Below are 22,277 nucleotides of genomic sequence, written 5' to 3'. Positions count from 1 at the left end.
TCCTGGGGTACAGCGTCACGGGGCAACACGCCAGCAAAATCCGCATTGCCAAGCAGAGCATTGAGCGCCTGAAAGATCGTATCCGCGAGCTGTGCCGCCCAGGCCGGGGCAGGTCACTGCCCCAGATCATCGAATCGATGAACCCGGTGCTGCGGGGATGGATGAATTACTTCAGCCTGACCCAAAGTCGGCGTCCCATCGCGGAGCTTGATACTTGGCTGCGGCGCAGACTGCGCAGCATCGTCTGGCGACAGTGGAAGCGACCGAAAACGCGGGAGGTGAAACTGCGCGCCCACGGGCTTGACGCCCAGCGCGCATGGAAGTCCAGCGTCAACGGGCGTGGGCCTTGGTGGAATGCCGGGGCCAAGCACATGATCGCAGCGCTGCCGCCGAAATACTTCTCGCAACTCGGACTGGTCTCGCTGGTGGCAACCCACCAGCATCTCCAGCGTTCTGCTTGAACCGCCGTATGCGGAACCGCACGTACGGTGGTGTGAGAGGGCTGAGGGGGTAACCCCTCACCCTACTCGATTTTGACGTGTGGAAGCAGCCTGCGCAACTCGCTCGTGGCACCAGTTTGCCGCAGGTCAAGGGGCCGTCAGCATTCGGGTCTAGATTGTTCTCTGGGAGGCCTTGGGGTCTCACCAGCATCAGCCAGAACACGACGGAGACAACCGACCATGCTGTCCGCCTACATCACCCACGCCGACTGCGCCCGTCACGAGATGGGCGCCCATCACCCCGAATGCCCAGAGCGCCTGGGTGCTATCAACGACCACCTGCTGGTCAAGGGCTTGCTGGACTATATGGTGCCCTACGACGCGCCGCTGGCCACCCTGGCCCAACTGGGTCGCGCACACGCCTCGAACTACGTGAACGAACTCATCGACGCCGCGCCCAAAGAGGGCCTGCACGCCGTCGACCCCGACACCTACATGAACCCGCACACGCTCAAAGCGGCCTTGCGCGCAGCCGGTGCGGCTGTGGAAGCGACCGATCTGGTGCTGGGTGGGCAGGCGTCGACTGCCTTCTGCAGCGTGCGTCCGCCCGGCCACCACGCCGAGCGCAGCGCTGCCATGGGCTTCTGCTTCTTCAACAACGTGGCAGTCGGTATCCGCCATGCGCTGGATGTACACGGTCTGGCGCGCGTGGCGCTAATCGACTTCGACGTGCACCACGGCAACGGTAGCGAAGACATCTTGCGCGGCGACGAGCGGGTGCTCATGTGTTCAATCTTTGAAAAGGGCCTGTACCCGTTCAACGGCGAATCGGCGGTGGGCAACAACATGGTCAACATCGGCCTGCCCACCCGCAGCGGCAGCGACGCTTTTCGAGAAGCGGTCACCCAGCACTGGCTGCCCGCCCTCGATGCGTTTGCGCCGCAGCTTATCTACATCTCGGCCGGCTTCGATGCCCACCGGGAAGACGACATGGGCAACCTGGGCCTGGTCGAAGCAGACTACGAATGGGTCACCCGCCAGCTAATGCGGGTCGCCAACCAGTACTGCCAGGGCCGCGTGGTTTCCTGTTTGGAAGGTGGGTATGTGCTCAGTCCCCTGGCCCGCAGCGTGGCTGCACACGTGCGCGTGCTGATCGGTGCAGATTGACCTCGCAAAGCTTTACGCTGTTCCCCGTTGGCCGCGGGCATGGGCCGCAGGCCTGCACGGCATGACCACGCCTTGCTGCGACACTGGGGGCCACACCGGTTTCAGGACTTTCCCCGATGGACAAACACTACCTCACCCCTCTCTTCCAGCCTGAGACCATTGCCGTTTTTGCAGGCAAGTCCCAGGACCCGGCTCAGCAGACCAGCCAGGCGAAGGCACTGGTCGACGCCCTGACCTCACAGCGCTACCAGGGTGTGCTGGTTTTCCTGGACATCCACACCACTGGCACCCTGGCCGATCTTGCCCAGACCCGGGCCGACCTAGCCATCATCGCCCTACCCTCAGCCGAGGCGATCGAAGCGCTGGAAGTGGCGGGCCGCATCAAGTGCCGTGCTGCGCTGGTGGTCAGCAGCGGCATCCCGCTCGATGTGGCAGCCGAGCTGCACCGAGTGGCCCGCCGCCATGGCATGCAGCTGCTGGGTCCCAACAGCATGGGCTTCCAGCGCCCGCGCCTGGGCCTCAACGCCAGCGTCACAGGCCCCCTCTCCACCCCCGGGCCGCTGGCGCTGGTGTCGCAATCAGGTGCGCTCACTTCGTCCATCCTCGACTGGGCGAAGCAGAACTCGGTCGGTTTTTCCACCGTGGTCTCGCTCGGTCCCAACACCGCTGTCGACCTGGCACAAGTGCTGGACTTCCTGGCTTCAGATGCCCAGACCCATAGCATCGTGGTCTACATGGAAGGCATTTCCAACGCGCGCCGCTTCATGAGCGCGTTGCGCGCCGCCGCCAACGCGAAACCCGTGGTCGTGCTCAAGGCGGGCCGCAAGCAAGCAGGCAACGAGGCCGCACAGACCCACAGCGGCGCGATCGTCGGCAGTGACGAGGTGTTCGAAGCCGCCCTGCGCCGCGCAGGTGCGGTGCGGGTGCGCTCGTTTGTCGAGCTGTTCTCGGCTGCCAAATGCCTGGCCTCGCGCTACCGACCGGTAGGCAAGCGCCTGGCCATCATCACCAATGGCGGTGGCCCGGGTGTGCTAGCAGCCGACTGGGTGAGCGAGATCGGGCTACAGCTGGCTAAGCTCTCTGCCACCAGCGCCGCCGAACTGCGCACCCAGCTGCCGCCCCTGGCTTCGCTCAGCGATCTCATCGACCTGTCCGAAGAAGCAAACGCCGAGCACTACCGCACCGCCATCGATGCCGCGGGTCACGATCCCGCGATCGATGGTGTGCTGGTGGTGCATTCACCCAAAGCGGGCGTGGACGCCGCCGGCATCGCGCGCGCCATTGGCGACATCAATGGCCGCCTGAGTAAACCGCTGCTGTGCTGCTGGATGGGCGACGCCTCGGTGGGTGAAGCGCGCGAGGTGCTGTTCCAGGCCAACATCCCGAGCTTTCGCACGCCCGAGGCCGCCGTCGGCGCGTTCGGCAACATCGCCAGCTTCTACCAGAACCAGCAGCTGCTGCAGCAGACACCACCACCGTTGTCCACGCTGGCCAAGCCCGATCTGGAAGGCGCGCGCCTGCTGATTGAAAACGTATTGACCGAGCGGCGCAAGGTGCTGACAGAGATGGAATCCAAGGCCTTGCTGTCGGCCTTCCACATCCCGGTGACCCAGACCATTCTGGCGCGCACCGCTAACGAAGCAATGATGATCGCCACCCAGCTCGGCTATCCCGTGGCGCTCAAGATCGACTCGCCCGACATCAACCACAAGAGTGACGTCAATGGCGTGGCACTCAACGTAATGAACGCGGTCGGCGTGCGCGATGTCTACAACACCATGATTCAGGCAGTGAGCAAACTGCAGCCGGGTGCCCGCATTAACGGCGTAACGATCCAGAAAATGGCGCGTAACAAGCGCGGCCGCGAGCTGTACATCGGTCTAGTGACCGACGACCCGTTCGGCCCGGTGATCGCCTTCGGCGCCGGCGGCACCATGATCGAACTCATTAACGACCGCGCTATGGCGCTGCCGCCGCTCAACCTGTTCCTGGCGCGCCGCCTGATCGAGCGTTCGCGTGTCAACGAGACCCTGGACGCGTGGAGAGGCGCTACAGCGGTCGATCGCGATGCGCTGGAGCATGTGCTGCTACGCGTGTCGGAAATGGCCTGTGAGCTGCCTCAGCTGCGCGAGATGGACATCAACCCCATCATCGTCGACGAATCCGGTGCGGTCGCGGTCGATGCCCGCATCGTGATCGACAACGCGCCGGCCTCTGCGCGCAACTACGCCCACCTGGCCATCCTGCCCTACCCGGCGCACTACGAGCAGATCTGGCCCATGCGCGGTGGCGGCGAATACACCATCCGACCCATCCATCCGGACGACGCCCAGATGCTGCAGGAGTTGGTGCAGAACCTCTCCGCCGAGAGCCGCTATTTCCGCTTCGTGTCATCGCTCAGAGAGCTGCCACCGGCCTTGCTGTCACGCCTGACCCTGATCGACTACGACCGCGAGATGGCCCTAGTGGCCATCCACCGCGAAAGCAAGACCAGTGAGCAGGGTGAGACACAAGAGATCGAACGCATCGTGGGCGTGTCGCGCTACATCACCAACCCCGATCACGCCAGCTGCGAGTTCTCGCTGGTGGTGGCCGACGACTTCAACGGCAAGGGCCTGGGCTCGCGGCTGATGATGAGCATCATGGAAGAAGCCCGCGACAAAGGGCTGGATGAAATCGAGGGTCTGGTGCTGGCCAACAACCCTGGCATGCTCAAGTTGATGAAGGGTCTGGGATTTGTGATCAAGCCGTTTCCCGACGATCCCGATTTCAAGCTGGTCAGCCACGTGTTGTGAGATCAGGTGGTGCGGGCAGGCGGTTCTTTTGGACTTTTTCTGTTTTGCTCTCTTATGTCTCTATCTCTTTAATACAGATTAGTAGTAGCAGTAGAGGGTCCCGGTTACTGTGGACAAGTCCCTTTTGTCAATGACTGACAGGTACTTGCGTCTCGGCTAACCCTGTTCAAAGCACCCTTTTGCTCGATGTTGTGATTGGGGATAAATCGGCCAATCCCGTTGGGTCTGTGGATAACCAGGTGCTTGTTCAAAAGTTACACACAACCTTGTCCTGCCGAGTGGATCGCTCTCACCGGTTCCATCCCAGCCAGGCGAAGCCCGCCGTCATGGCCAGGCCGTGCACGAGCACAGCCATCACCGACAGCCGCAGTGCCAGCCGCAGGCGTTGCGGTTGGTGTCTGTGCCGCCAGAGCAAGGTCGCTGCCGTTAGCGACAGCGGAGCTGACACCAGACCCCAGAGTGCCTCGGCCGGTGGAATCAGCCACATCACACTGAGCCCTAGCCACAAGTGGGTGCTCACAACCAAGGCCAGGTACAGAAGGCTGGCTGTGGCAGGTCCTAGCTGAACCACCAGGGTCTTCTTGCCCACTCGAGCGTCGGCCTCGGCGTCGGGAAAACCATTGATCAGCAACAACGCGGCCACCAGCCCAGAAAAACTCAGCGCCACGCTCGCTGGAATTGGAAACCATTGCTGGCGCTGCACCAGGTCGGCACCGATCACCACCAGAAACCAGACCAGTGCCACAGCAAGCTCGCCGAGCCCACGCGACATCAGGCGCAGCGGTGGCGCGGAATAGGCCCAAGCGAGAGCTAGACCGGCTGCGCCAAGCAACAGCACCTGGCCGCTGCCGACCTGCACCGCCAGCCACAAGCCTGCCGGCACCAGAAACACCAGCAAAGCCTTGGCCAGTTCGGCGGTCTGCCGCTCGGTGGCCTGACCGGTCTGGATCAGCCGCGAGCCGCCGGTGAACGGGGCGATGCCCTGTGTGTTGGCCGCATCGGCACCATTGCGCGCATCGTGTAGGTCGTTGAGCACATTGCCGGTTGCATGGGCCAACACAGCCAGCGCCGTGGCTGCAGCGGCCAGGGATACGTCCAGTCCGCAACCACAGGCGGCGGCGGTCGCTGTGCCCAGTGCGCAGGCCACCACCGTGAGCAGTAAAAACCCGGGGCGTGTCATGCGCCACCAAAGCTGGACTTGTACCCAGCTAGTGCGCTGCGCCGAATCGGCGTTGGGCGGTGCATTCATAACTTGATCAGTTTGGCGGGTGAGTCCTCGCAACGCTTTGCGAAATCGCAGGGCGTCGCATGATAGGTGCCTGCAGCGGGCCTATCATGCGGTCATGTTGTTCGAAACGCTGGGCGCGGCCCGCGATCTGGGTCGGCTCAACACCATCCTGGGCGTGCTCATCCGTCACGGTTTTGGTGACACGGTGCGCCGACTCGGCCTGGCCGACAGTCTGGAGCGCGCCGGCCATGCCTTGCGCTGGAACCACGCCGCCGATCTGGCTCGACTGGAGCCGCCGGTACAGGTTCGGCTGGCGATTGAAGAATTAGGCCCCACCTTTGTCAAGCTCGGGCAGATCCTCGCCGGCCGGGCAGACCTGTTTGCTCCGGAATGGATCGCTGAATTCGAAAAACTGCACAGCCACGTGCCCGCGGTGCCGCTGGACAGCCTGCGACCCCAGCTGCGTGAGGATCTGGGTGGCGAGCCTGAAGCTGTTTTTGCGCGATTCGATGCCGAGCCGTTGGCTGCGGCCTCAATCGCCCAGGTGCACCGCGCACAATTGCACGACGGCACCGAGGTGGTGGTGAAAATCCGGCGCCCTGGTGTGGGCGACACCATCGAGGCCGATCTTCGATTGCTCGCCCGGCTGGCGGTGGTGGCTGATACTGAGCTGCCTAACCTGCGGCCCTATCGTCTGCAGCAAATCGTGCGCGAGCTGTCGCATTCTTTGCGTCGGGAGCTGGATCTGGCCAGCGAGTGTCGCAGCGCCGAGCGGATCGCGGCCAACCTGGCCAGCCTACCCTGGATCGTGGTGCCGCGGGTGCATTGGTCGCTGACGCACGAGCGTGTCAATGTGCAGGACTTCGTCGGTGGTGTGCCAGGCCATGCACTGGCCGAGCTGGACGCGCGTGGCATGAACCGCGCGCTGCTGGCCCAGCGGGGTTGCCAGGCGGTGCTCAAGATGATCGTCGAAGACGGCTTTTTCCACGCCGACCCGCACCCGGGTAATGTCTTTTACCTGGATGGCAACCGCATCGCCTTCATCGACTTCGGCATGGTCGGCCGACTCTCGGAGCGCCGGCGCGAGGAGCTGCTCAATCTGCTGCTCGGACTGGTCGAACGTCATGCTCAGGCGGTGGCCGATGTGCTGCTGGACTGGACCGGCGACGACCACGGCATCAACCTGTCGATGCTCGAAACCGAGATCGAGACCTTCGTTGACCAGTACCACGGCGTGCCGCTGGCCCAGCTCAACCTAGGCCAGATGCTGGCCGACGTGACCGCGCTGCTGCGCGACCACCACCTGGCCCTGCCCTCGGACATGGCCTTGCTCATCAAGGCCTTCATCACCCTGGAGGGCATGGGTCGCGGGCTGGACCCAGGCTTTCACATGACGACCGAGGCTCTGCCCATGCTTCAGCGCGTGGTGCGTGCCCGTTACCGGCCGCGCGCGGTGGCCAAGCGCGGCTGGAAAACCCTGCGCCGCACCCTGGCTGTGGCCGAGCAGCTGCCACACGATGTCTCGCGCCTGTTGCGCAATGCCCGCCGGGGCCGGGTACAGGTGGGCATTGAGTTGGCCCACCTCAAGCGCGTGGGCGACCAGATCGACCGGGCGGCCAACCGCCTGACCATGGCGCTGGTGATAGCCGCGCTCATCATCGGCTCCAGCATCGTCATGACGGTGCAGGGTGGCCCTACTCTGTTCGGCTTGCCGGCGTTTGGCCTGGTGGGCTTTGCGAGCGCGTTTGTCGGCGGGCTGTGGCTGGTGCGGGCGATCTGGCGCAGCAGCCGTGGGCGCGATGTGGAGCCGGGCGCCTGAGACACTTGGTGAATTGAACGACAACGCTTAAAGGACTGCCGAGTGCACCTCCCTGGCCTTGCAGATCAATCACTGGGACGTGATGGCCAGACAACCCCAATTTGCCCAAATGCAGGACTGGATTCGCACACAACGACACAAAGCCAGGGATCGCCAGTTTGCTTTGCGGTGTTGAGGCTGGCGAAATATTCCGCATGGTGGTACATTAAGGAATTCGCCTTGGGCGATTGGCCGTGTTTTTGCCTTGTTGCAATGGCACGCCGCCCCTGGCAGAGGGGTCGCCGATCCAGCCCCACCATGGCGCGAGTCACCTGCTCTTTCACAGTGAGGTGGCTGTTCTCCCTGCTGTTGTCCGGTCCGCTGCCATGGGCTGGTCACCGCGCGAGGTCTGGCCCTGATCGGCCACGCCCCGTTCGGCCAAGTCAGTCGGGCACCCGGCACCCAGGGGCTGCCCATGTGTTTTTTCAGGCCTCAGCGCCAGCCAGCGTCAACCGCTGCAGCGCCTCGCCATCCGATGTTTTTGATGATTCAACCGATTTCTGTTTCTGCTACCCCGCGTTTGTCTTCCCTGTCTCTGGGCAAGTACCGCATTGCCGCTTGCCCTCGTGCCCTTCCCGGCGGTCGTTTCGCCTCCCAGGTGTCCATCGCTAGTGGCTCAGGCAGCGCCTGCACTGACCGCGTGATGCGTTTCGTGGACGATTTCCCCACCTTTGACGCCGCGGCCCGCTATGCGGTGGCGCAAGGCGTCGACTGGGTGAACGCCACGCAGCGTGCGCGCGGTCAGCAACCCTACCCCTGTGCGGCGCTTTCGCCGTCCAACCCTATCCGTCTCTGAACCTGAAGGAGCCATATATGGCCAAAGAAGAACTGATCGACATGATGGGCATCGTCAACGAGGTGCTGCCCGACACGCGTTTTCGCGTGACGCTGGACAACGGTCACCAGCTGATTGCCTACTCCGCCGGCAAGATGAAGAAGAACCACATTCGCATCCTTGCGGGTGATCGTGTTTCGCTCGAGCTCTCGCCCTATGACCTCACAAAAGGCCGGATCAACTTCCGCCACATCGAAGGCCGCGGCCCTATGGTGCCGCGCAAGCCGCGCTGAGTATTGAACCCGGCGGCTGAGGCATTCACTTGCCCCGGCCGCCATCCACCGGCCATCCTGCGCCGGTGATGGCTTCAGGCTGCGCCCACAGCGCGCCGTGAATGCCCTTCAACCACGCCTGGCGCGCACCGCAGCCGCCAGGCCCTGCAGCACGGGAAGTGTCTGCTCCCAGCCGATGCAGGCGTCGGTGACGCTCACTCCCGGCTTGAGCGCCTCACCCGGCACGATGTCCTGCCGACCCTCCTGCAAGTGGCTCTCCACCATCACGCCCACGATGCGCGCGTCGCCACCGGCGATCTGCTGCGCCACGGCGTCGGCCACCTCGATCTGGCGGCGGTGCTGTTTGCTGCTGTTGGCGTGCGACACATCCACCATCACCTGTTCGCGCAGCCCGGTTGATTGGAGCAGGGCGCAGGCCGCGTTCACATCGGCCGCGCTGTAGTTGGGCTGCGGGCCACCGCGCAGGATGATGTGGCAGTCGGCATTGCCGCGCGTCTCGAAGATGGCGGCCTGGCCCATCTTGGTCATGCCCATGAAGGCGTGTTGTGCGCTCGCGGCCTGGATCGCGTCGCTCGCCACCTTCACCCCGCCGTCGGTGCCATTCTTGAATCCCACCGGACACGACAGGCCACTGGCGAGCTGCCGGTGGCTCTGGCTTTCGGTCGTCCGCGCGCCGATCGCGCCCCAGCTCACCAGGTCGCTGATGAACTGCGGCGAGAGCAGGTCCAGAAACTCGGTGCCCACCGGCAGGCCGATGGCCAGCACGTCCAGCAACAGCCGGCGCGCCAGCTCCAGCCCCTCGTTGATCGCAAAGCTGCCATCCAGGTGCGGGTCGTTGATGTAGCCCTTCCAGCCCACCGTGGTGCGCGGCTTCTCGAAATACACCCGCATGACCATGATCAGCTCGTCGGCCAGGTCGTCTGCCGTCCGCTTGAGCCGTTGCGCGTAGTCAATCGCCTGGTCGTGGTCGTGGATGGAGCACGGCCCCACCACCACCACCAGCCGGTCATCGTGCCCGTGCAGCACGCCAGAAATCGCCGCGCGGCTGCGCTCCACCAGCGCCTGTGTTTCGGTAGGCGCCGGCAGCCATTCCTGCAGCAAGGCGGGCGTGATCAGCGGGCGCACCGCGCCGATGCGGGTGTCGTCGATGCGGGTGGTGTCGTGGGTGGATAAGGACTTGGCGCTGGCAACGTGGGGGCTCATGAAGACATCTCGTGACAATTTCAGGGATTGTCTGACAAATGACCGTTCAAGCGCGCTTCACCCGCCGCCGATCTCCAGACAGGACATCGCGGTGCCTGGTCGATCCACCATCGCCGTCCGGTGTTTCCAATTCGGGAGGTGATGATGCAAGCAGACACATGCAGGGCAGCAGCGATGCTGGCCACGCTGCTGGCGTGCGCACCGGGTGTGCAGGCGCTGGAGCTGAGCGGAGCACCTTCGGGCCTGCGCTTTTCGAGGTCCGACGCGTTGCAGCTGTCGGCCCCGGCCATGCTGCCATTTCGTGGCCGCGGCGAATGGGTCTGGATGCAGGTGACCGCCCTGCCCTCCGCCCCGACCTGGAGCTGGCGCCTGAGCCCGCCGGATTTCACCTTGCGTTCGGACGACGCCGCCGTCAGCCTGTTTCGCACCCGCGGTCACGCCAGCCTGAACTGGCAACCCCTCTCGCTGGGCGCCTGGCGCCTGGGTGCCTCACTGGGGGTGATGAAAGACATGCCTGGCTCGCCTGCTGGCACTACCTGGGCCACCTTTCCGATGGCGGCGTACGAAGGCGAGCAGGTCCGGGTGAACCTCGGCTTGCTGCCGCCGCGCGGCACGCGTGACACCACGCTGTTGATGCGCTTCACGGTGCCATTGCGCTGAGCGCTCCCGCAGCCGCGACCTGACGCGCCAGCCAGCGCGGCATCGCGGCCCGGCTGCAGGCTTGCAGCCCCATCAGAAACCGGTGGTCAGGTTCGGCCACACCGTGGCGCACGCGCAGGTCGTGTTGCATCTGCGTGAGCAAGGCCGCCGCCATCTCGGCATCGACCATGGCGCGGTGCGCCGCGCCGGTTTGCGGAAGCCGCATGCGCTGCACCAGCGCGCCCAGCTTGTGGCTCGGTGCCTCGGGGTAGAGCCGGCGCGAGAGCATCACCGTGCAAGCAAACGGTTGCGGCGCGGCCAGCCCGGCCAGCGCCAGCTCGGCCTGCCAGTAGCGGCGGTCAAACGACGCGTTGTGCGCCACCATGGGCGCGTCGCCCACAAAGCGCGCCGCTTCGCTCATCACCGTTTCCGCGCGCGGCGCGCTGGCCACCATGGCGTTGGTGATGCCGGTGAGCTGGGTGATGAAGGCCGGGATGTGAACGCCGGCGTTCATCAGGCTCTGAAAGCGGTCCACCACTTGCCCGCGCTCCAGCAGCACGATGGCGAGTTCGGTCGCGCGGTCGCCCACTGCAGGCGAGATGCCGGTGGTTTCAAAGTCGATGACGGCGATGCGGCTCATGCTGGCCGGCATTGTGTCAGACGCTACAAGGCTCAGCGCAGCGGCGACACTAGGGTCATGGCCTCGCCTGAACACGCTTCCCCCTTGCGCGCCCTCACCGCACACCATCCGCGCGCAGGGCGCGTGTCGGCCATCTGGCTGCGCACCGGGCGCACCGGTGCCATGCAATCGGCGCTACAGGTGCAGGCGGTGCCCGGGCGCCAGCCACAGCCGAGAAATCACACTGTTTCAGGCCGAGCACCTGGCCACCATTGCCGCCTGGACTGGCCACGGCGCGATCGACCCTGCGCTGCTTCGCCGCAACCTCGTGGTCAGCGGCATCAACCTGCTGGCCCTGCGCTCGCCGTTTGCTACCAATCGTTGCGCCTGGCACATCGGCGACGAGGTGCTGATCGAGATCACCGGCCCCTGCGACCCCTGCTCGCGCATGGAAGCGGCGCTGGGCGCTGGAGGCTACAACGCGCTGCGCGTGGGGCCGCTGCTAAACCCTGCCGCCATCTGCGACTCCACCAAGGGCTGACACTTCCACCATGAGCATCGACACCGCTGACCCCTCCACCGCTGAAGCCGGATTTCACTTCGACAATAGCTACGCCCGCACGCTCGACGGCTTTTTTGTGCCCTGGCAGGCCGCCCAGGTGCCCGCGCCGGTGTTAGTGAAGTTCAACCGCGCCTTGGCCACCGAGCTGGGCTTGGACGCCGATGTGCTCGATGGCCCCGCTGGAGTTGCGATCTTCTCAGGCAATCGGGTGCCCGCTGGCGCCACGCCCATCGCCCAAGCTTACGCCGGCCACCAGTTCGGTGGCTTCTCGCCGCAGCTGGGCGACGGCCGCGCGCTGCTGCTCGGCGAAGTCATCGACACCCATGGTCAGCGGCGCGACATCGCGTTCAAAGGCTCTGGCCGCACACCGTTTTCGCGCGGCGGCGACGGCAAGGCCGCGCTCGGCCCGGTGCTGCGCGAGTACCTGATGGGTGAGGCCATGCACGCGCTCGGCATTCCCACCACGCGCGCATTGGCGGCGGTGGCCACGGGCGAATCCGTGTTGCGCGAAGCCGGCGCCCTGCCCGGCGCGGTGCTCACCCGAGTGGCCGCCAGCCACCTGCGCGTGGGCACCTTCCAGTTCTTCGCCACTCGGGGCACGCCCGAGCAGCTCAAGGCCCTGGCCGACTATGCGATTGGTCGCCACGACCCGACCCTGGCCGATCAGCCCCAGCCCTACCTGGCGCTGCTGCGTGCCGTCACCGAGCGGCAGGCCGCGCTGCTCGCGCGCTGGATGGGCGTGGGGTTCATCCACGGCGTGATGAACACCGACAACATGACCATCTCGGGCGAGACCATCGACTATGGTCCCTGCGCCTTCATGGACGCCTACGATCCCGCCACTGTCTTCAGCTCCATCGACCGTCAGGGCCGCTATGCCTATGGCAACCAGCCCGGTATCGCGCAGTGGAACCTCGCGCGCCTGGCCGAAACCCTGCTGCCGCTGCTGCACGAAGACGCTGACACCGCTGTCGCCTTGGCCACCGAGGTCGTCAACGGTTTTCCCGAGCGCTATCAGCACCACTGGCAAGCCGAGCTTCGGCGCAAACTGGGGCTGGATGGCGAGCAAACAGAAGACGAGGCCCTGATGAACGGCTGGCTGGATCTGCTGCAGGCCCAGCGCGTGGACTTCACGCAGGCGTTTCGCCAGCTCACGGAGGTTGCACGCACCGGCGACGCCAAGCCCCTTCGCGGCCTGTTCACCGATGCGGCTGCATTCGACGCCTGGCTTGCCCGGTGGCAGGCGCGGTGCGCCGCTGGCCAGATTGATGCGGCCGCACGCGCCGAGCAGATGCGGCTGGCCAACCCCGCCTACATTCCGCGCAACCACCTCGTGGAAGCGGCGCTGAGCGCCGCCGTCGAGCAGGGCGACCTGGCGCCGTTCGAGCGCCTGCTCTCGGCTTTACAGCAGCCGTTTCATGCTCGCCAGGGACTCACCGCTTACGAGGAACCGGCACCGGCCGAGGCCATGGCCGGCTACCGCACCTTCTGCGGTACCTGAATTTGCTTGCCTACAGAGCTCCTTTTTAGAGGTTGCCGCCCATCAGAACCGCTTGACACTGGGCGAGGGTGCGGCTCAAACTGTGTTGCACTGCAACATGGAGCCCAAAATGAACAGTCAATGGGGTCTGGAAGATCTGCTGGCCGACCTTCACCACGCCCGCAAGCGTGGCGATCTGGGTCGGCTCGCCTTTGTCGCATACTGCGATGTACGCCGGTGGGCGCGCGAGGTGGGGCGTGATGTGCTGGCTGAACAGGCTTCCAGGCTTATCACCGAGAGCCCGCACCAGAGCCGCGAGGCATTTTTGGTGCAGATTGATCAGCTCATCTGCGATCTGGAAGCACTGAAAGAACGGACTGTGCCCGCGGCTGCTCCCAATAGCAGCCGAGCTGGCTGGTCGCCCGCGCCAGCCGCGGCCTGAACCGCACCGCTTTACCGCAGGCCGTTTACAGCACCTTCATCGCCAATCGCCGCCCTCCTACTGGCACATCCCGCCCTCCGATTCAGCGTCCCCGCCCAGCCAGCTTCGCCGGCTGAGCGGACCCGCAGCACGAATCACACCTCGGTGATGAACTGCTCGCGCGGGCGGCGCACTTTTTTCAGGTTCACCAGCCAGTCGCCTTCGGCTGCGCGGTAACCCAGCGGCAGCAGCGCCACACTGCGCAGACCCCGCTCGCCCAGCTTCAGGATATCGTCCACTGCCTTGGGGTCGAAACCTTCCATGGGCGTGCTGTCTACTTCTTCAAACGAGGCAGCGATCAGCGCTGCGCCCAGGCCGATGTAGGCCTGGCGCGCAGCGTGCTCGAAGTTTTCTTGCGCCGGGCGCTTGGGGTAGGCGGCCAGCAGCTTCTGGCGATAGGCTTCCCAGCCCTCGTTGGTGCCACCGCGCAGTTCGTTCGTCAGGTCGAACATGTGGTTGATGCGCTCGGGCGTGTAGTTGTCCCAGGCGGCGAACACCAGCAGGTGCGAGCCGTCCGTGATCTGCGCCTGGTTCCAGGCCACGGGTTTGATCTGCTCGCGAACGGTCTGGCTGGTCACCACAATGATCTCGAACGGCTGCAGGCCGCTGGAGGTGGGCGCTAGGCGGGCGGCTTCCAGAATACGGTCTACTTTGTCCTGTGGCACCGACTTGGTCGGGTCCATCTTCTTGGCGGCGTAGCGCCACTGCAGCTTGTCCAGCAGGATGGGGGGGTGGTTGGGTTGTGAAAGGTCGCTCATGGTCTTTGTGTGTTCAAAAAAGTGAATCGTGCGAGGCCGGTTGGCCAATAGAAAGCCACAAAGCCAGCCTGGGGGGCTGGCCTTGCGTACTGCCAAAGGATTGTGGGGGGGTGCGTGCTGCGTGCCTCCGTGCGCCAGCACTCATGGCTGCGCCGTGCGGGGCTTTGCAGTTGGGCTCAACGCCCCGCTGACGGATGCGCTAGCGATTGGCCCCAGTGTGGTGTCAGCGCGGCGGCGCCAACCGGGTATCGCCGTTCGGGCACCGCCAAGTCAACGGTAAAACGCTTCGACCTTCCCGGTCAGTTTGATCAGCAACGGGTTGCCCTTGCGGTCCAGCGTCTTGCCGGCCGGCACCCGGACCCAGCCTTCGCTGACGCAGTACTCCACCACGTCCAGCCGGTCCTTGCCATTAAAGCGAATGCCCACATCGTGCGCAAATACCGCCGCCACATGGTGCGGGCTGCGCTCGTCGATGGACAGGCGATCAGGCAAGGCGGGGCGGTCGGGGGTGGTGTCTGTCATGGCGTCGCTGGAATCGAATGGAAGTGAGCGCCAGGGCGCTCTCCTTGGCAATGCACCTGAGTGTCGCCGATCTGATTGGCTGTTTGCGCTGCCCCGTCTGCCGGGTGCGGCTATGCTCGTGACAGCAGCAATCTGTTGAACCCCGTGGCCCGCTTGTGCCAGCCATCCCACCGAAGTCCGATCCATGAACACCACCCTTCGCACCGCCGCCTTGTTCGCCGCCCTGGCCGCTGTTTCCGCCGCCCATGCCCAAACCGCCACCGCCTTGCCTGCCGACAAAGTCTTGCCTTCGGGCGTGGCCCTGAAATGGACCGCTGTCGGCGCTGGCGCCAAGCCGCTGGCGACCGACACGGTGCAGGTGCACTACCGCGGCACCCTGCCCGATGGCAAAGAGTTTGACAGTTCGTTCAAGCGCGGCGAGCCCACCAGCTTTCCGCTCAACCGTGTCGTGCCCTGCTGGACGCAGGCCTTGCAGGAAATGAAGGTGGGCGACACGGCCGACATCACCTGCCCCCCCGCCACCGCCTACGGCGAGCGCGGCATTCCCAACGTGATTCCGGGCAACACCGTGTTGAAGTTCCAGGTGCAGCTGCTTGCTGTCAAGGGCAAGTGAACAGGCCCTAACGCATCGAGCGGCGCTACCATGATCGAAACCCGGCTGCGCATTCCCGCTTTGCAAACCGAGGAAGACGCCAGCGCCGTCATGTTCGAGTTGCAAGACCTGCCCTGCGTGCACCAGGCTGGCGTGGACCTGCCCGCCCACACCGCCTGGGTGGAGCACACCGCCATGATCGCGCCCGAAGACATCGCGGCCAAGTTGCTGGAAGCCGGCTTCGAGGCCGAGGTGTTGTGAGCGACAGCCCTCCCTCTGGCGCCATCACCCGCCACCTGCGCATCACTGGCCGCGTGCAAGGCGTGGGCTACCGCTGGAGCATGGCGCAGGCCGCCAAAAGCCTGGACGTGCACGGCTGGGTTCGCAACCGACCCGACGGCTCGGTGGAAGCGGTGGTGCATGGCCCCGCCGCCCCAGTGCAATCGATCATCGCCTGGGCGCAGCATGGCCCCGCTCTGGCGAAGGTGGATGGCGTGGCGGTCACGGCGCTGGTCGGCGAGGCCGTGCCCAACGGGTTTGAGCAGCGAGCCACCTGAGGCCTTGGCTTGCCTGCATGGGCACGCTCGGTCATACCCGGCTCTTCGCCGCTCCCGAGCCTCAGCGGGGCGTTGGCATGGAGCCACTTAGGCACCAGACTCTAGGGAAAACCCTGAAATTGAGGTGTCGCCCCTAGGGCTTTTCGACACACTGCGCTCATGCCTGTCTGAAGGGGGTGAGCCAACGGCCCATCCTCCAGCCGGGTCAACCCGATCAACCCCCCTGGAGTCCACCATGTCGAACAAGAACCTGTCTACCGTCGCCACACAAGTCATCGAAGCTTCCGGCATGGCCGCCACCAACGTCATCAACAGCTACCGCTTCGGTGGCGAGCGCGTCATCGGTTACTTTGACGAGCGCTTTGCTTCCGCCGTGAGCCGCGGCGCAGCGTCGCTGGGCAAGAGCACCCGTTCCAGCCTGATCGACAACCAGCAGCGCGTGAGCGGCTTCTATGTCAAAGGCCTGCGCCTCGGCACCGACCGCGCACAGAGCGCCGTGGGTGTGGCCGTGGACCTCGCCACCAAAGGCGTGAGCCTCGTGGCCACCAACGCCAAGCGCCTGGACAGCCGTGTCAACCTGAACGCGCTGGACAAGCTGACCCGCGTGGCCATGCCCGCAGCGACCCTGCTGAGCAGCGTGGCCGAGCGCCTCGAAGAAGGCACCACGGAGCTCGTCAAGCGCGTGGCTGGCAAGACCATGCCCGCCAAGGCAGTGGCCACCCGCAAGCTCAACGCCTCCACGCGCAAGGCTGCGGCCACCCGCCGCAAGGTCACCAAGGCCGCCAGCCAGCAAGTGGACCAGGCCGCGGCCACTCGCAAGAAGATCACCAAGACCGCCACCCAGCAGGTGAACAAGGCTGTGGCCAAGCGCAAGCAGATCACCAAGCGCGTGAGCAAAGCCGTCGCTGACACCGCCACCCGGACCTCCAACGCCGCGCGCCGCGTGGCCCGCAAGGCCGAGAGCGCCGCCAGCGCCGCTTGATTCGCGCCACAGGCGGTGGCTTCTGGCCAACGTCCAATCGTTTGAAACGCCCCAGCCTCTTCGAGTCCTGGGGCGTTTTGCATTCGACCGCCATACCCGTCGTGGTCTGGACCTCAACCCATGATGTTTCTGAGCTTGCGCGCAAGACCTGACGAGGGGTTTCGTGCCCTCTTGCCCGCCCATGCAGAAACACAGCTCATGATCGAAAGAGCCCTCCCGCGACTGACGCCCGTTGACTCATGAGCGACTGCGCTCACATACGCAGCGCTATGCCATCCGGCGCGCAGCGTCGACTGCGACCAATTCGCCAATCCCAGTTCTTTTCTGGTTGCCCATGTAGGTCCTGTCAGCGCGAGTCGCAACTGCGCAGGCTGCCACGGCTACAAAACCAACGAGGGCGCGACCAAAGAGCTGTCGGAACACACAATTTCGATCCATGACTTGCGAGCATTGTTCATAAGGAATTGCCGATGCTGGTGATCTTTGAGGCAATGTCTTGCCTTTGATCGAAGCGGACAAAAGCCGTGGTTTTGATCAGCGCCGAGGCTAGCCAACTACATCGTCAGGCCTTTACTCGGGTCGATCAACACCTTGGCGCCGGTCGAGCGCTGGCCGTAGACCGCGATGGCCTCGGGCGTCAAGGCCTCGGCCAGCGACACGGTGCGCGTGTAGTGGCTCGCGAAGGTGCTTTTCAGTTCGGCGGCGACGCGTTCGCGCAGCTTTAGCGCCTCTGCCGGACCGAGCTTCTGCAGGAAGGGGAACAACAGCCAGCCGCCCATGCCCCAGGCCATGCCGAAGCTGCGGCTGAACTCGGTCGGTGCCGGGTCCAACATCCCGTAGAGGTAGACTTGTTTGTACACGGACGAACCGTAGCGGCTGTATTCCTTGGCATTGCGGTTGATGGCCGCTTCCATGCAAGTGAGGATCTGGCCGGGCAGCTTGCCGCCGCCGATGGCATCAAAGGCGACGGTGGCGCCGGTTTCGGCCAGGGCGTCGGTCAGCTCGGCGAGGAATTCGGGTGAACCCGTGCTGCAGACATGCTTGGCGCCTTGTTCGCGCAACAGTTCGGCCTGCTCGGGCTTGCGCACGATGTTGACCAGCCCGATGCCATCTTTCAGGCAGATGCGGTTGAGCATCTGCCCCAGGTTCGAAGCGGCCGCTGTGTGCACCAGCGCCTTGTGCCCCTCTCGCTTCATGGTCTCGACCATGCCCAGTGCGGTCAGCGGATTCACGAAACACGAAGCACCTTCGGCTGGGGTGGTGCCTGGCGGAAGGACCAGGCACTGTTCGACCGAAATGGTGCGGTGCTGCGCGTACATCGCGCCGCCGAGCATCGCCACCGTTCTGCCCAGCAGCGCCTGCGCCGCCGGAGAGCTGCCGGCGTTGATCACCACGCCAGCACCTTCGTTGCCCACCGGCATCGACTCGTCGCCGCGGCCAGCCATGGCTTTCATCAGCTTCTCTGGCACGCGGGCGGTGAGCACGGGGCGCTCTGGCGTGCCCGTTACCTTGGCCGTGCTAATGTCGGCCGCGCCAAACAGCAGGCCGAGGTCCGAGGGATTGATGGGCGTGGCTTCGATGCGCACCACCACCTCGCCGGGAGCTGGCTCGGGTACCTGTACCTCTTGCAACGAAACCTCGAGTTCGCCACTGGCGCGAATCAATGAACGCAGTTGCAGGCTGGTGCGCGGGATGTAGGTTGTCATGATGTCTCCTTGTTGGTTGTAGGCGATCAACGAGTCTGGTTGTGGTCCAGTCGCTGCTGCAAGGTTTTCTTGGGCGTCACGTCTTGATGGATGGGGGTGTACTGGATTTGGAATACACCGCGGCAGTCACACCTCCACGGCTGTGGCCTGACTTAGACCCGCTGGTCTCCACCAACGTGGGTTTGTTAAAGCCTGCACACGCAGACGCTCCTTCAGAACAGCTTGCCAACATTGAACAGCGTCAGCATGCCGAGGATAGCGAAGATGACCGCTGCAATGCCGTGGACCAGTTTCATCGACACCTTCCTGGCGATCTTGTCGCCCAGGAACACCGCGGGCACGTTGGCCAGCATCATTCCGAAGGTCGTGCCCAGCACCACCTGAATGATGTCAGGGTAGCGTGCTGCAAGCGCCACTGTGGCGATCTGCGTCTTGTCGCCCATCTCCGCGAGAAAGAAGGCGACGACGGTGGTGCCGAAGACGCCGAACCGCTGCTTGCCGCCCACCGCGTCGTCGTCGATCTTGTCCGGAATCATCATCCAGCCGGCCATGGCCAGGAACGACAAGCCTATGGTCCATCGAAGGATGTCAGGGCCCAGTGCCTGTGCCACCCAGACACCCACCGCACCCGCAGCCGCGTGGTTGGCCAGCGTGGCAACCAGGATGCCTGCAATGATGGGCAGGGGTTTGCGAAATGTTGCCGCCAACACGATGGCCAGCAATTGAGTCTTATCGCCCATCTCACCGAGCGCCACGACGCCGGTGGACACGAGGAATGCTTCCAAGAGGATCTCCAACGGGCCGGCGACATGCCGATGACCGCACAACACCGCCGGCCCGCACCTGAGGCTGTGTGGTCAAAGGTCTTGCCAGGCTTTGGGCTACTCGCTCCATGGCCAGTGCGGCCAAGTGTGTTGACGCGAGCCCCTGCATTGCGCAGGGCGGCTACTCCCCAGTGACGAGTGACCAGTATCTCGAAGGGCTCCTGAAGATCTACCCGGTCATCTGAGTGTTGGCGCCGATGGAATCTTGACCAGCTGGGGATGCGGACGTTTACTTGGACAGAGTTTAAGCTGTAAGTCCAAGACTCTTCCGGTATTCGATGGGGCTGAAAGAGCCAAGGGAGATCTTGATCCGCTTTTCGTTGTCCCAGCGGATGTAGGAATCAACTACCTCAATGAACTGCTCAATGGTTATGGTCCTCCAGTCCCGAGGGTAGAACAGCTCGGGCTTTAGCCGTCCGAAGAAACCTTCGCACGCCGCATTGTCAGGCGAGCAACCCTTGCGCGACATCGAGGGAATGAACTTCGCATCTCCGATCCGCGAGAGCCAGCCTAGCAAGCAATAGTGGGCACCACGATCGGAGTGGACGACGGGCCGGTCGTTGGTATCGACCACCGTTTCGATGGCAGCATCGAGCATCGTGTTGACGAGTTCAGCGTAGGGATGCGTCCCAATTGTCGAACTGATGGCCAAGCCATCGAAGCAGTCGATGATGGGCGACAGGTATACCTTGCCGGATGGGATCTGGAACTCTGTGATGTCGGTGAGCCAATTCTCGTTCGGGGCCATTGCGCGGAAGTCGCGATTGATGAGGTTCTGTGGCGCTGGATTGATTTCCCCCAGATAGGAGCCGTAGCGACGCCGCTTCGGCTTGGCAACGACCAAGCATTCTTGTTTCATCAATCGTTGTACGACCTTCTCGGATATGGTGACGCACTGCCGAGTCAAGCCCCTCTTAATGGGCGGACCTGTCAAAAGTGCCAGGTGGGCTCAAGAAACGGCAGCTCGACCAGGCGTCACCGTTGGACTATGTGCTCAGCCTGGGCGAACGCTTGGCAGCACAGCTCAAGAGTGACATCTTGACTTGAGGAACCAGATCACGAGTGCCTCGTGGTGATTTGGAGACGCCGTTGAAGCCTAGCGGCCAGGCCGTTACTGCGCGGCATAGTCCAACGGTGACGCCCTTGTCAACGACCTGTCCTGTCAAAAGTGCCGTGCGTCACCGTTGAACCGTGCAGTGTCAACCTTGGACCAGGGGATATCGAGCAATCAGGCGTCACTGTTGGACTATGCCGTGCGGTCGCGTCACAAGGGCTGTAGGTCTTTGTCATTGGGTGGACCTGTCAAAAGTGCCAGGCCGACTCAACAATTTGCAGCTCGTCCCGTTTGTCACCGTTGAACTATGGGTGTCACCGCTGGACTATGTGCTCAGCCTGGGCGAACGCTTGGCAACACAAAAATGTAGGTGGAGTCATAAGGCAAGAAGCCACCCCCTTACGCCACAACGACTTGCGCGCGTATCAAACCCATAACCTGAGACGGGTTGAAGCAAAAGGGGAGAAAAAACTCCAGCGGTGCAAAGTCTCATTTGTTTCTGGCCCGACTTCATGGGGTTTCCGGTCTCCCGTTCACTCTGTACCAAGGGAATTAGGGGTCACAACATTAGCTTAGTGGCAATGGCTGCCGCACCTCGCGTGCTTAGCCAGTCCGGTCGGGGCCGCCCCATTTTTGTATCGCACCCTAAAATGGAATCTAGCATGTGCCTAGGTATCCCTTCGACACCCGTGCGCGCGCCGACGACGGCTTCATGCTGGTCGCGTAACGCCTCAATTCTGGCACTTTCTACCCAGCCGGCGAAGGTTTTTCCCGGCTTGCCGATTTCAACGCGAGCGCAGCCACCGCATGGATTCTGGCTTACCCTTTGAACCGATGAACTGCGCTGCGACGTGGTGTCGCTGGCGGTTTCAGCAACGGGGGGAGGACATGCAAGATGAAGCCACTGGTGTACCGCTAGAGCGCAATGGCATGGGTCTTGGAGCAGACCCCATATCGCGTGAAGAGCTTTACCGCCTCGTTTGGGCAAAGCCCATGCTCAGGATTGCTGAGGACTTTGGCGTTTCATCCAGCTACATGGCTCGGGTGTGCACAGAGCTTCGTGTTCCTCGGCCATCTCCAGGCTACTGGACTCAGCACGAGCTGGGCAGAGCCCCGGAGCGCCCTGTCCTACCTCCTACTCGAAACGGGGATGTTACAAGCTGGCGTCCTGGAACAGGTCTTGGGACCACAGAACGAACTGCAAAGAAGATGGAGGCCTTCGCCTTCGCCTTCGCCATCGCAGGCGCAGACGAATCTGCTAAGCCACGACGGCGTGGACGACCCCGGTCGACACCATCCTCAACGGCTATCCACCCCTTGCTGAAGGAGGTGAAACGTAAGCGGATGGCCAACCCATCTTGCACATGACGGTTGTTGATGGTCATCACTCCAACCTGGGGAGTGCGCTGGCTCCCATAGACTTGCGGTGCACCGCCACCGTCAGGCGGTCGAGATTTGCACCGATGATGAGTTCCAAGCAAACCATTCTGGATCGCGAGTTGTTCACGCAGGCCCTGCGTCACATGGGAGAGGAGGACCTGCTCTATCTCAACCGCATGGTGGTCGAGCGCCTGAACCTGCTGGCCCAGGCTAAGAGCACGGTGGAGCTGGCACAGTTCGCTGAGGGAGACCGGGTCCAGTTCACAGCCAGCGATGGCAGCGTCAAGCACGGCATCGTGATGCGCCTGAACAAGAAGACCGCCAGCGTGCGCACCGACGAAGGCCAGAGCTGGAAGGTCTCA

General features: G+C 63.8%; 22 protein-coding genes, 1 pseudogene and 1 riboswitch. Of the genes and pseudogenes, 15 read left to right on the top strand and 8 right to left on the bottom strand.

The window, feature by feature from the left end; all coding sequences use genetic code 11:
* The 3 genes from GPT34_RS16560 to GPT34_RS16550 form a co-directional block, all read left to right on the top strand.
* A partial coding sequence (locus GPT34_RS16560) for a group II intron maturase-specific domain-containing protein (protein ID WP_291014819.1) occupies positions 1-461 on the top strand: 461 nt, incomplete at its 5' end.
* A 219-nt stretch (positions 462-680) separates the two neighbouring features.
* Positions 681-1,607, top strand: coding sequence for a histone deacetylase family protein (locus GPT34_RS16555; RefSeq protein WP_291014817.1), 927 nt, complete (start codon positions 681-683; stop codon positions 1,605-1,607).
* Positions 1,608-1,723: 116 nt separating this feature from the next.
* Positions 1,724-4,402, top strand: coding sequence for a bifunctional acetate--CoA ligase family protein/GNAT family N-acetyltransferase (locus GPT34_RS16550; RefSeq protein WP_291014816.1), 2,679 nt, complete (start codon positions 1,724-1,726; stop codon positions 4,400-4,402).
* 289 nt (positions 4,403-4,691) lie between these two features.
* Here GPT34_RS16550 and GPT34_RS16545 read toward each other — a convergent pair whose 3' ends face one another.
* A complete protein-coding gene (locus GPT34_RS16545; protein WP_291014814.1) occupies positions 4,692-5,651 on the bottom strand; it encodes a prenyltransferase in 960 nt (319 codons plus the stop codon).
* 94 nt (positions 5,652-5,745) lie between these two features.
* On the opposite strand from GPT34_RS16545, the gene GPT34_RS16540 reads away from it, so the two are divergent.
* From GPT34_RS16540 to infA, 3 genes are all read left to right on the top strand, one after another.
* Entirely contained in the window at positions 5,746-7,449 is a 1,704-nt protein-coding gene (locus GPT34_RS16540) for an AarF/UbiB family protein (protein WP_291014812.1), read from the top strand.
* A 559-nt stretch (positions 7,450-8,008) separates the two neighbouring features.
* The gene (locus GPT34_RS16535; protein WP_291014809.1) at positions 8,009-8,284 is read left to right on the top strand and encodes a hypothetical protein; all 276 of its coding nucleotides are present in this window, start codon (positions 8,009-8,011) and stop codon (positions 8,282-8,284) included.
* Positions 8,285-8,301: 17 nt separating this feature from the next.
* The gene (infA, locus tag GPT34_RS16530; protein ID WP_056265133.1) at positions 8,302-8,556 is read left to right on the top strand and encodes a translation initiation factor IF-1; all 255 of its coding nucleotides are present in this window, start codon (positions 8,302-8,304) and stop codon (positions 8,554-8,556) included.
* Between the two features lie 108 nt (positions 8,557-8,664).
* Here infA and GPT34_RS16525 read toward each other — a convergent pair whose 3' ends face one another.
* The gene (locus GPT34_RS16525; RefSeq protein WP_291014807.1) at positions 8,665-9,759 is read right to left on the bottom strand and encodes a 3-deoxy-7-phosphoheptulonate synthase; all 1,095 of its coding nucleotides are present in this window, start codon (positions 9,757-9,759) and stop codon (positions 8,665-8,667) included.
* A gap of 144 nt (positions 9,760-9,903) precedes the next feature.
* On the opposite strand from GPT34_RS16525, the gene GPT34_RS16520 reads away from it, so the two are divergent.
* A complete protein-coding gene (locus tag GPT34_RS16520; protein ID WP_291014805.1) occupies positions 9,904-10,419 on the top strand; it encodes a hypothetical protein in 516 nt (171 codons plus the stop codon).
* Here GPT34_RS16520 and GPT34_RS16515 read toward each other — a convergent pair.
* The gene (locus tag GPT34_RS16515) at positions 10,400-11,038 is read right to left on the bottom strand and encodes a 3'-5' exonuclease (RefSeq protein WP_291014803.1); all 639 of its coding nucleotides are present in this window, start codon (positions 11,036-11,038) and stop codon (positions 10,400-10,402) included. The genes GPT34_RS16520 and GPT34_RS16515 overlap by 20 nt on opposite strands.
* A 157-nt stretch (positions 11,039-11,195) precedes the next feature.
* On the opposite strand from GPT34_RS16515, the gene GPT34_RS16510 reads away from it, so the two are divergent.
* The 3 genes from GPT34_RS16510 to GPT34_RS16500 all read left to right on the top strand — a co-directional run bounded on the left by GPT34_RS16510 (position 11,196) and on the right by GPT34_RS16500 (position 13,501).
* Positions 11,196-11,558 (top strand): MOSC domain-containing protein, encoded by a 363-nt coding sequence (locus GPT34_RS16510; RefSeq protein WP_291014801.1) that lies wholly within the window; start codon positions 11,196-11,198, stop codon positions 11,556-11,558.
* Between the two features lie 10 nt (positions 11,559-11,568).
* On the top strand, positions 11,569-13,080 hold the full coding sequence (locus tag GPT34_RS16505) for a protein adenylyltransferase SelO family protein (protein ID WP_291014799.1): 1,512 nt from the start codon (positions 11,569-11,571) through the stop codon (positions 13,078-13,080).
* 109 nt (positions 13,081-13,189) lie between these two features.
* Complete coding sequence (locus GPT34_RS16500) at positions 13,190-13,501, top strand: hypothetical protein (protein ID WP_291014797.1); 312 nt, start codon at positions 13,190-13,192, stop codon at positions 13,499-13,501.
* A gap of 134 nt (positions 13,502-13,635) precedes the next feature.
* Here GPT34_RS16500 and GPT34_RS16495 read toward each other — a convergent pair whose 3' ends face one another.
* Together GPT34_RS16495 and GPT34_RS16490 are read right to left on the bottom strand one after the other, a co-directional pair.
* Positions 13,636-14,298 carry an NAD(P)H-dependent oxidoreductase gene (locus tag GPT34_RS16495; RefSeq protein ID WP_291014795.1) on the bottom strand — a complete coding sequence of 221 codons (663 nt, stop codon included), beginning with the start codon at positions 14,296-14,298 and terminating at the stop codon, positions 13,636-13,638.
* Between the two features lie 270 nt (positions 14,299-14,568).
* Positions 14,569-14,820, bottom strand: coding sequence for a DUF3297 family protein (locus tag GPT34_RS16490; protein ID WP_291014793.1), 252 nt, complete (start codon positions 14,818-14,820; stop codon positions 14,569-14,571).
* A gap of 184 nt (positions 14,821-15,004) precedes the next feature.
* Between GPT34_RS16490 and GPT34_RS16485 the strand changes: the two genes are divergently transcribed.
* From GPT34_RS16485 to GPT34_RS16470, 4 genes are all read left to right on the top strand, one after another.
* Positions 15,005-15,433 (top strand): FKBP-type peptidyl-prolyl cis-trans isomerase, encoded by a 429-nt coding sequence (locus tag GPT34_RS16485; RefSeq protein ID WP_291014791.1) that lies wholly within the window; start codon positions 15,005-15,007, stop codon positions 15,431-15,433.
* 30 nt (positions 15,434-15,463) lie between these two features.
* Positions 15,464-15,673, top strand: coding sequence for a heavy metal-associated domain-containing protein (locus GPT34_RS16480; protein ID WP_291014789.1), 210 nt, complete (start codon positions 15,464-15,466; stop codon positions 15,671-15,673).
* A complete protein-coding gene (locus tag GPT34_RS16475) occupies positions 15,670-15,969 on the top strand; it encodes an acylphosphatase (protein WP_291014787.1) in 300 nt (99 codons plus the stop codon). Before GPT34_RS16480 ends, GPT34_RS16475 begins: the two co-directional genes overlap by 4 nt.
* Positions 15,970-16,204: 235 nt before the next feature.
* Complete coding sequence (locus GPT34_RS16470) at positions 16,205-16,951, top strand: hypothetical protein (protein ID WP_291014785.1); 747 nt, start codon at positions 16,205-16,207, stop codon at positions 16,949-16,951.
* Between the two features lie 554 nt (positions 16,952-17,505).
* On the opposite strand, the gene GPT34_RS16465 is transcribed toward GPT34_RS16470, so the two are convergent.
* The 3 genes and pseudogenes from GPT34_RS16465 to GPT34_RS16455 form a co-directional block, all read right to left on the bottom strand.
* Positions 17,506-18,657, bottom strand: a complete 1,152-nt coding sequence (locus GPT34_RS16465) for a zinc-binding dehydrogenase (RefSeq protein WP_291014783.1) — start codon at positions 18,655-18,657, stop codon at positions 17,506-17,508.
* 212 nt (positions 18,658-18,869) lie between these two features.
* Positions 18,870-19,442, bottom strand: coding sequence for a TMEM165/GDT1 family protein (locus GPT34_RS16460; protein ID WP_291014821.1), 573 nt, complete (start codon positions 19,440-19,442; stop codon positions 18,870-18,872).
* 13 nt (positions 19,443-19,455) lie between these two features.
* A riboswitch (yybP-ykoY riboswitch) is annotated at positions 19,456-19,623 on the bottom strand.
* Positions 19,624-19,725: 102 nt separating this feature from the next.
* Positions 19,726-20,388 (bottom strand): annotated as a pseudogene (locus tag GPT34_RS16455) (IS3 family transposase); the annotation flags it as partial.
* 1,613 nt (positions 20,389-22,001) lie between these two features.
* Between GPT34_RS16455 and GPT34_RS16450 the strand changes: the two are divergent.
* The coding region (locus tag GPT34_RS16450) for a hypothetical protein (protein ID WP_291014782.1) at positions 22,002-22,277 on the top strand (276 nt) is incomplete at its 3' end.

The sequence above is a fragment of the Hydrogenophaga sp. genome, assembly GCF_011390835.1.
GTDB lineage: Bacteria > Pseudomonadota > Gammaproteobacteria > Burkholderiales > Burkholderiaceae_C > Hydrogenophaga.
This window is presented reverse-complemented; position numbering and strand designations above follow the sequence as displayed.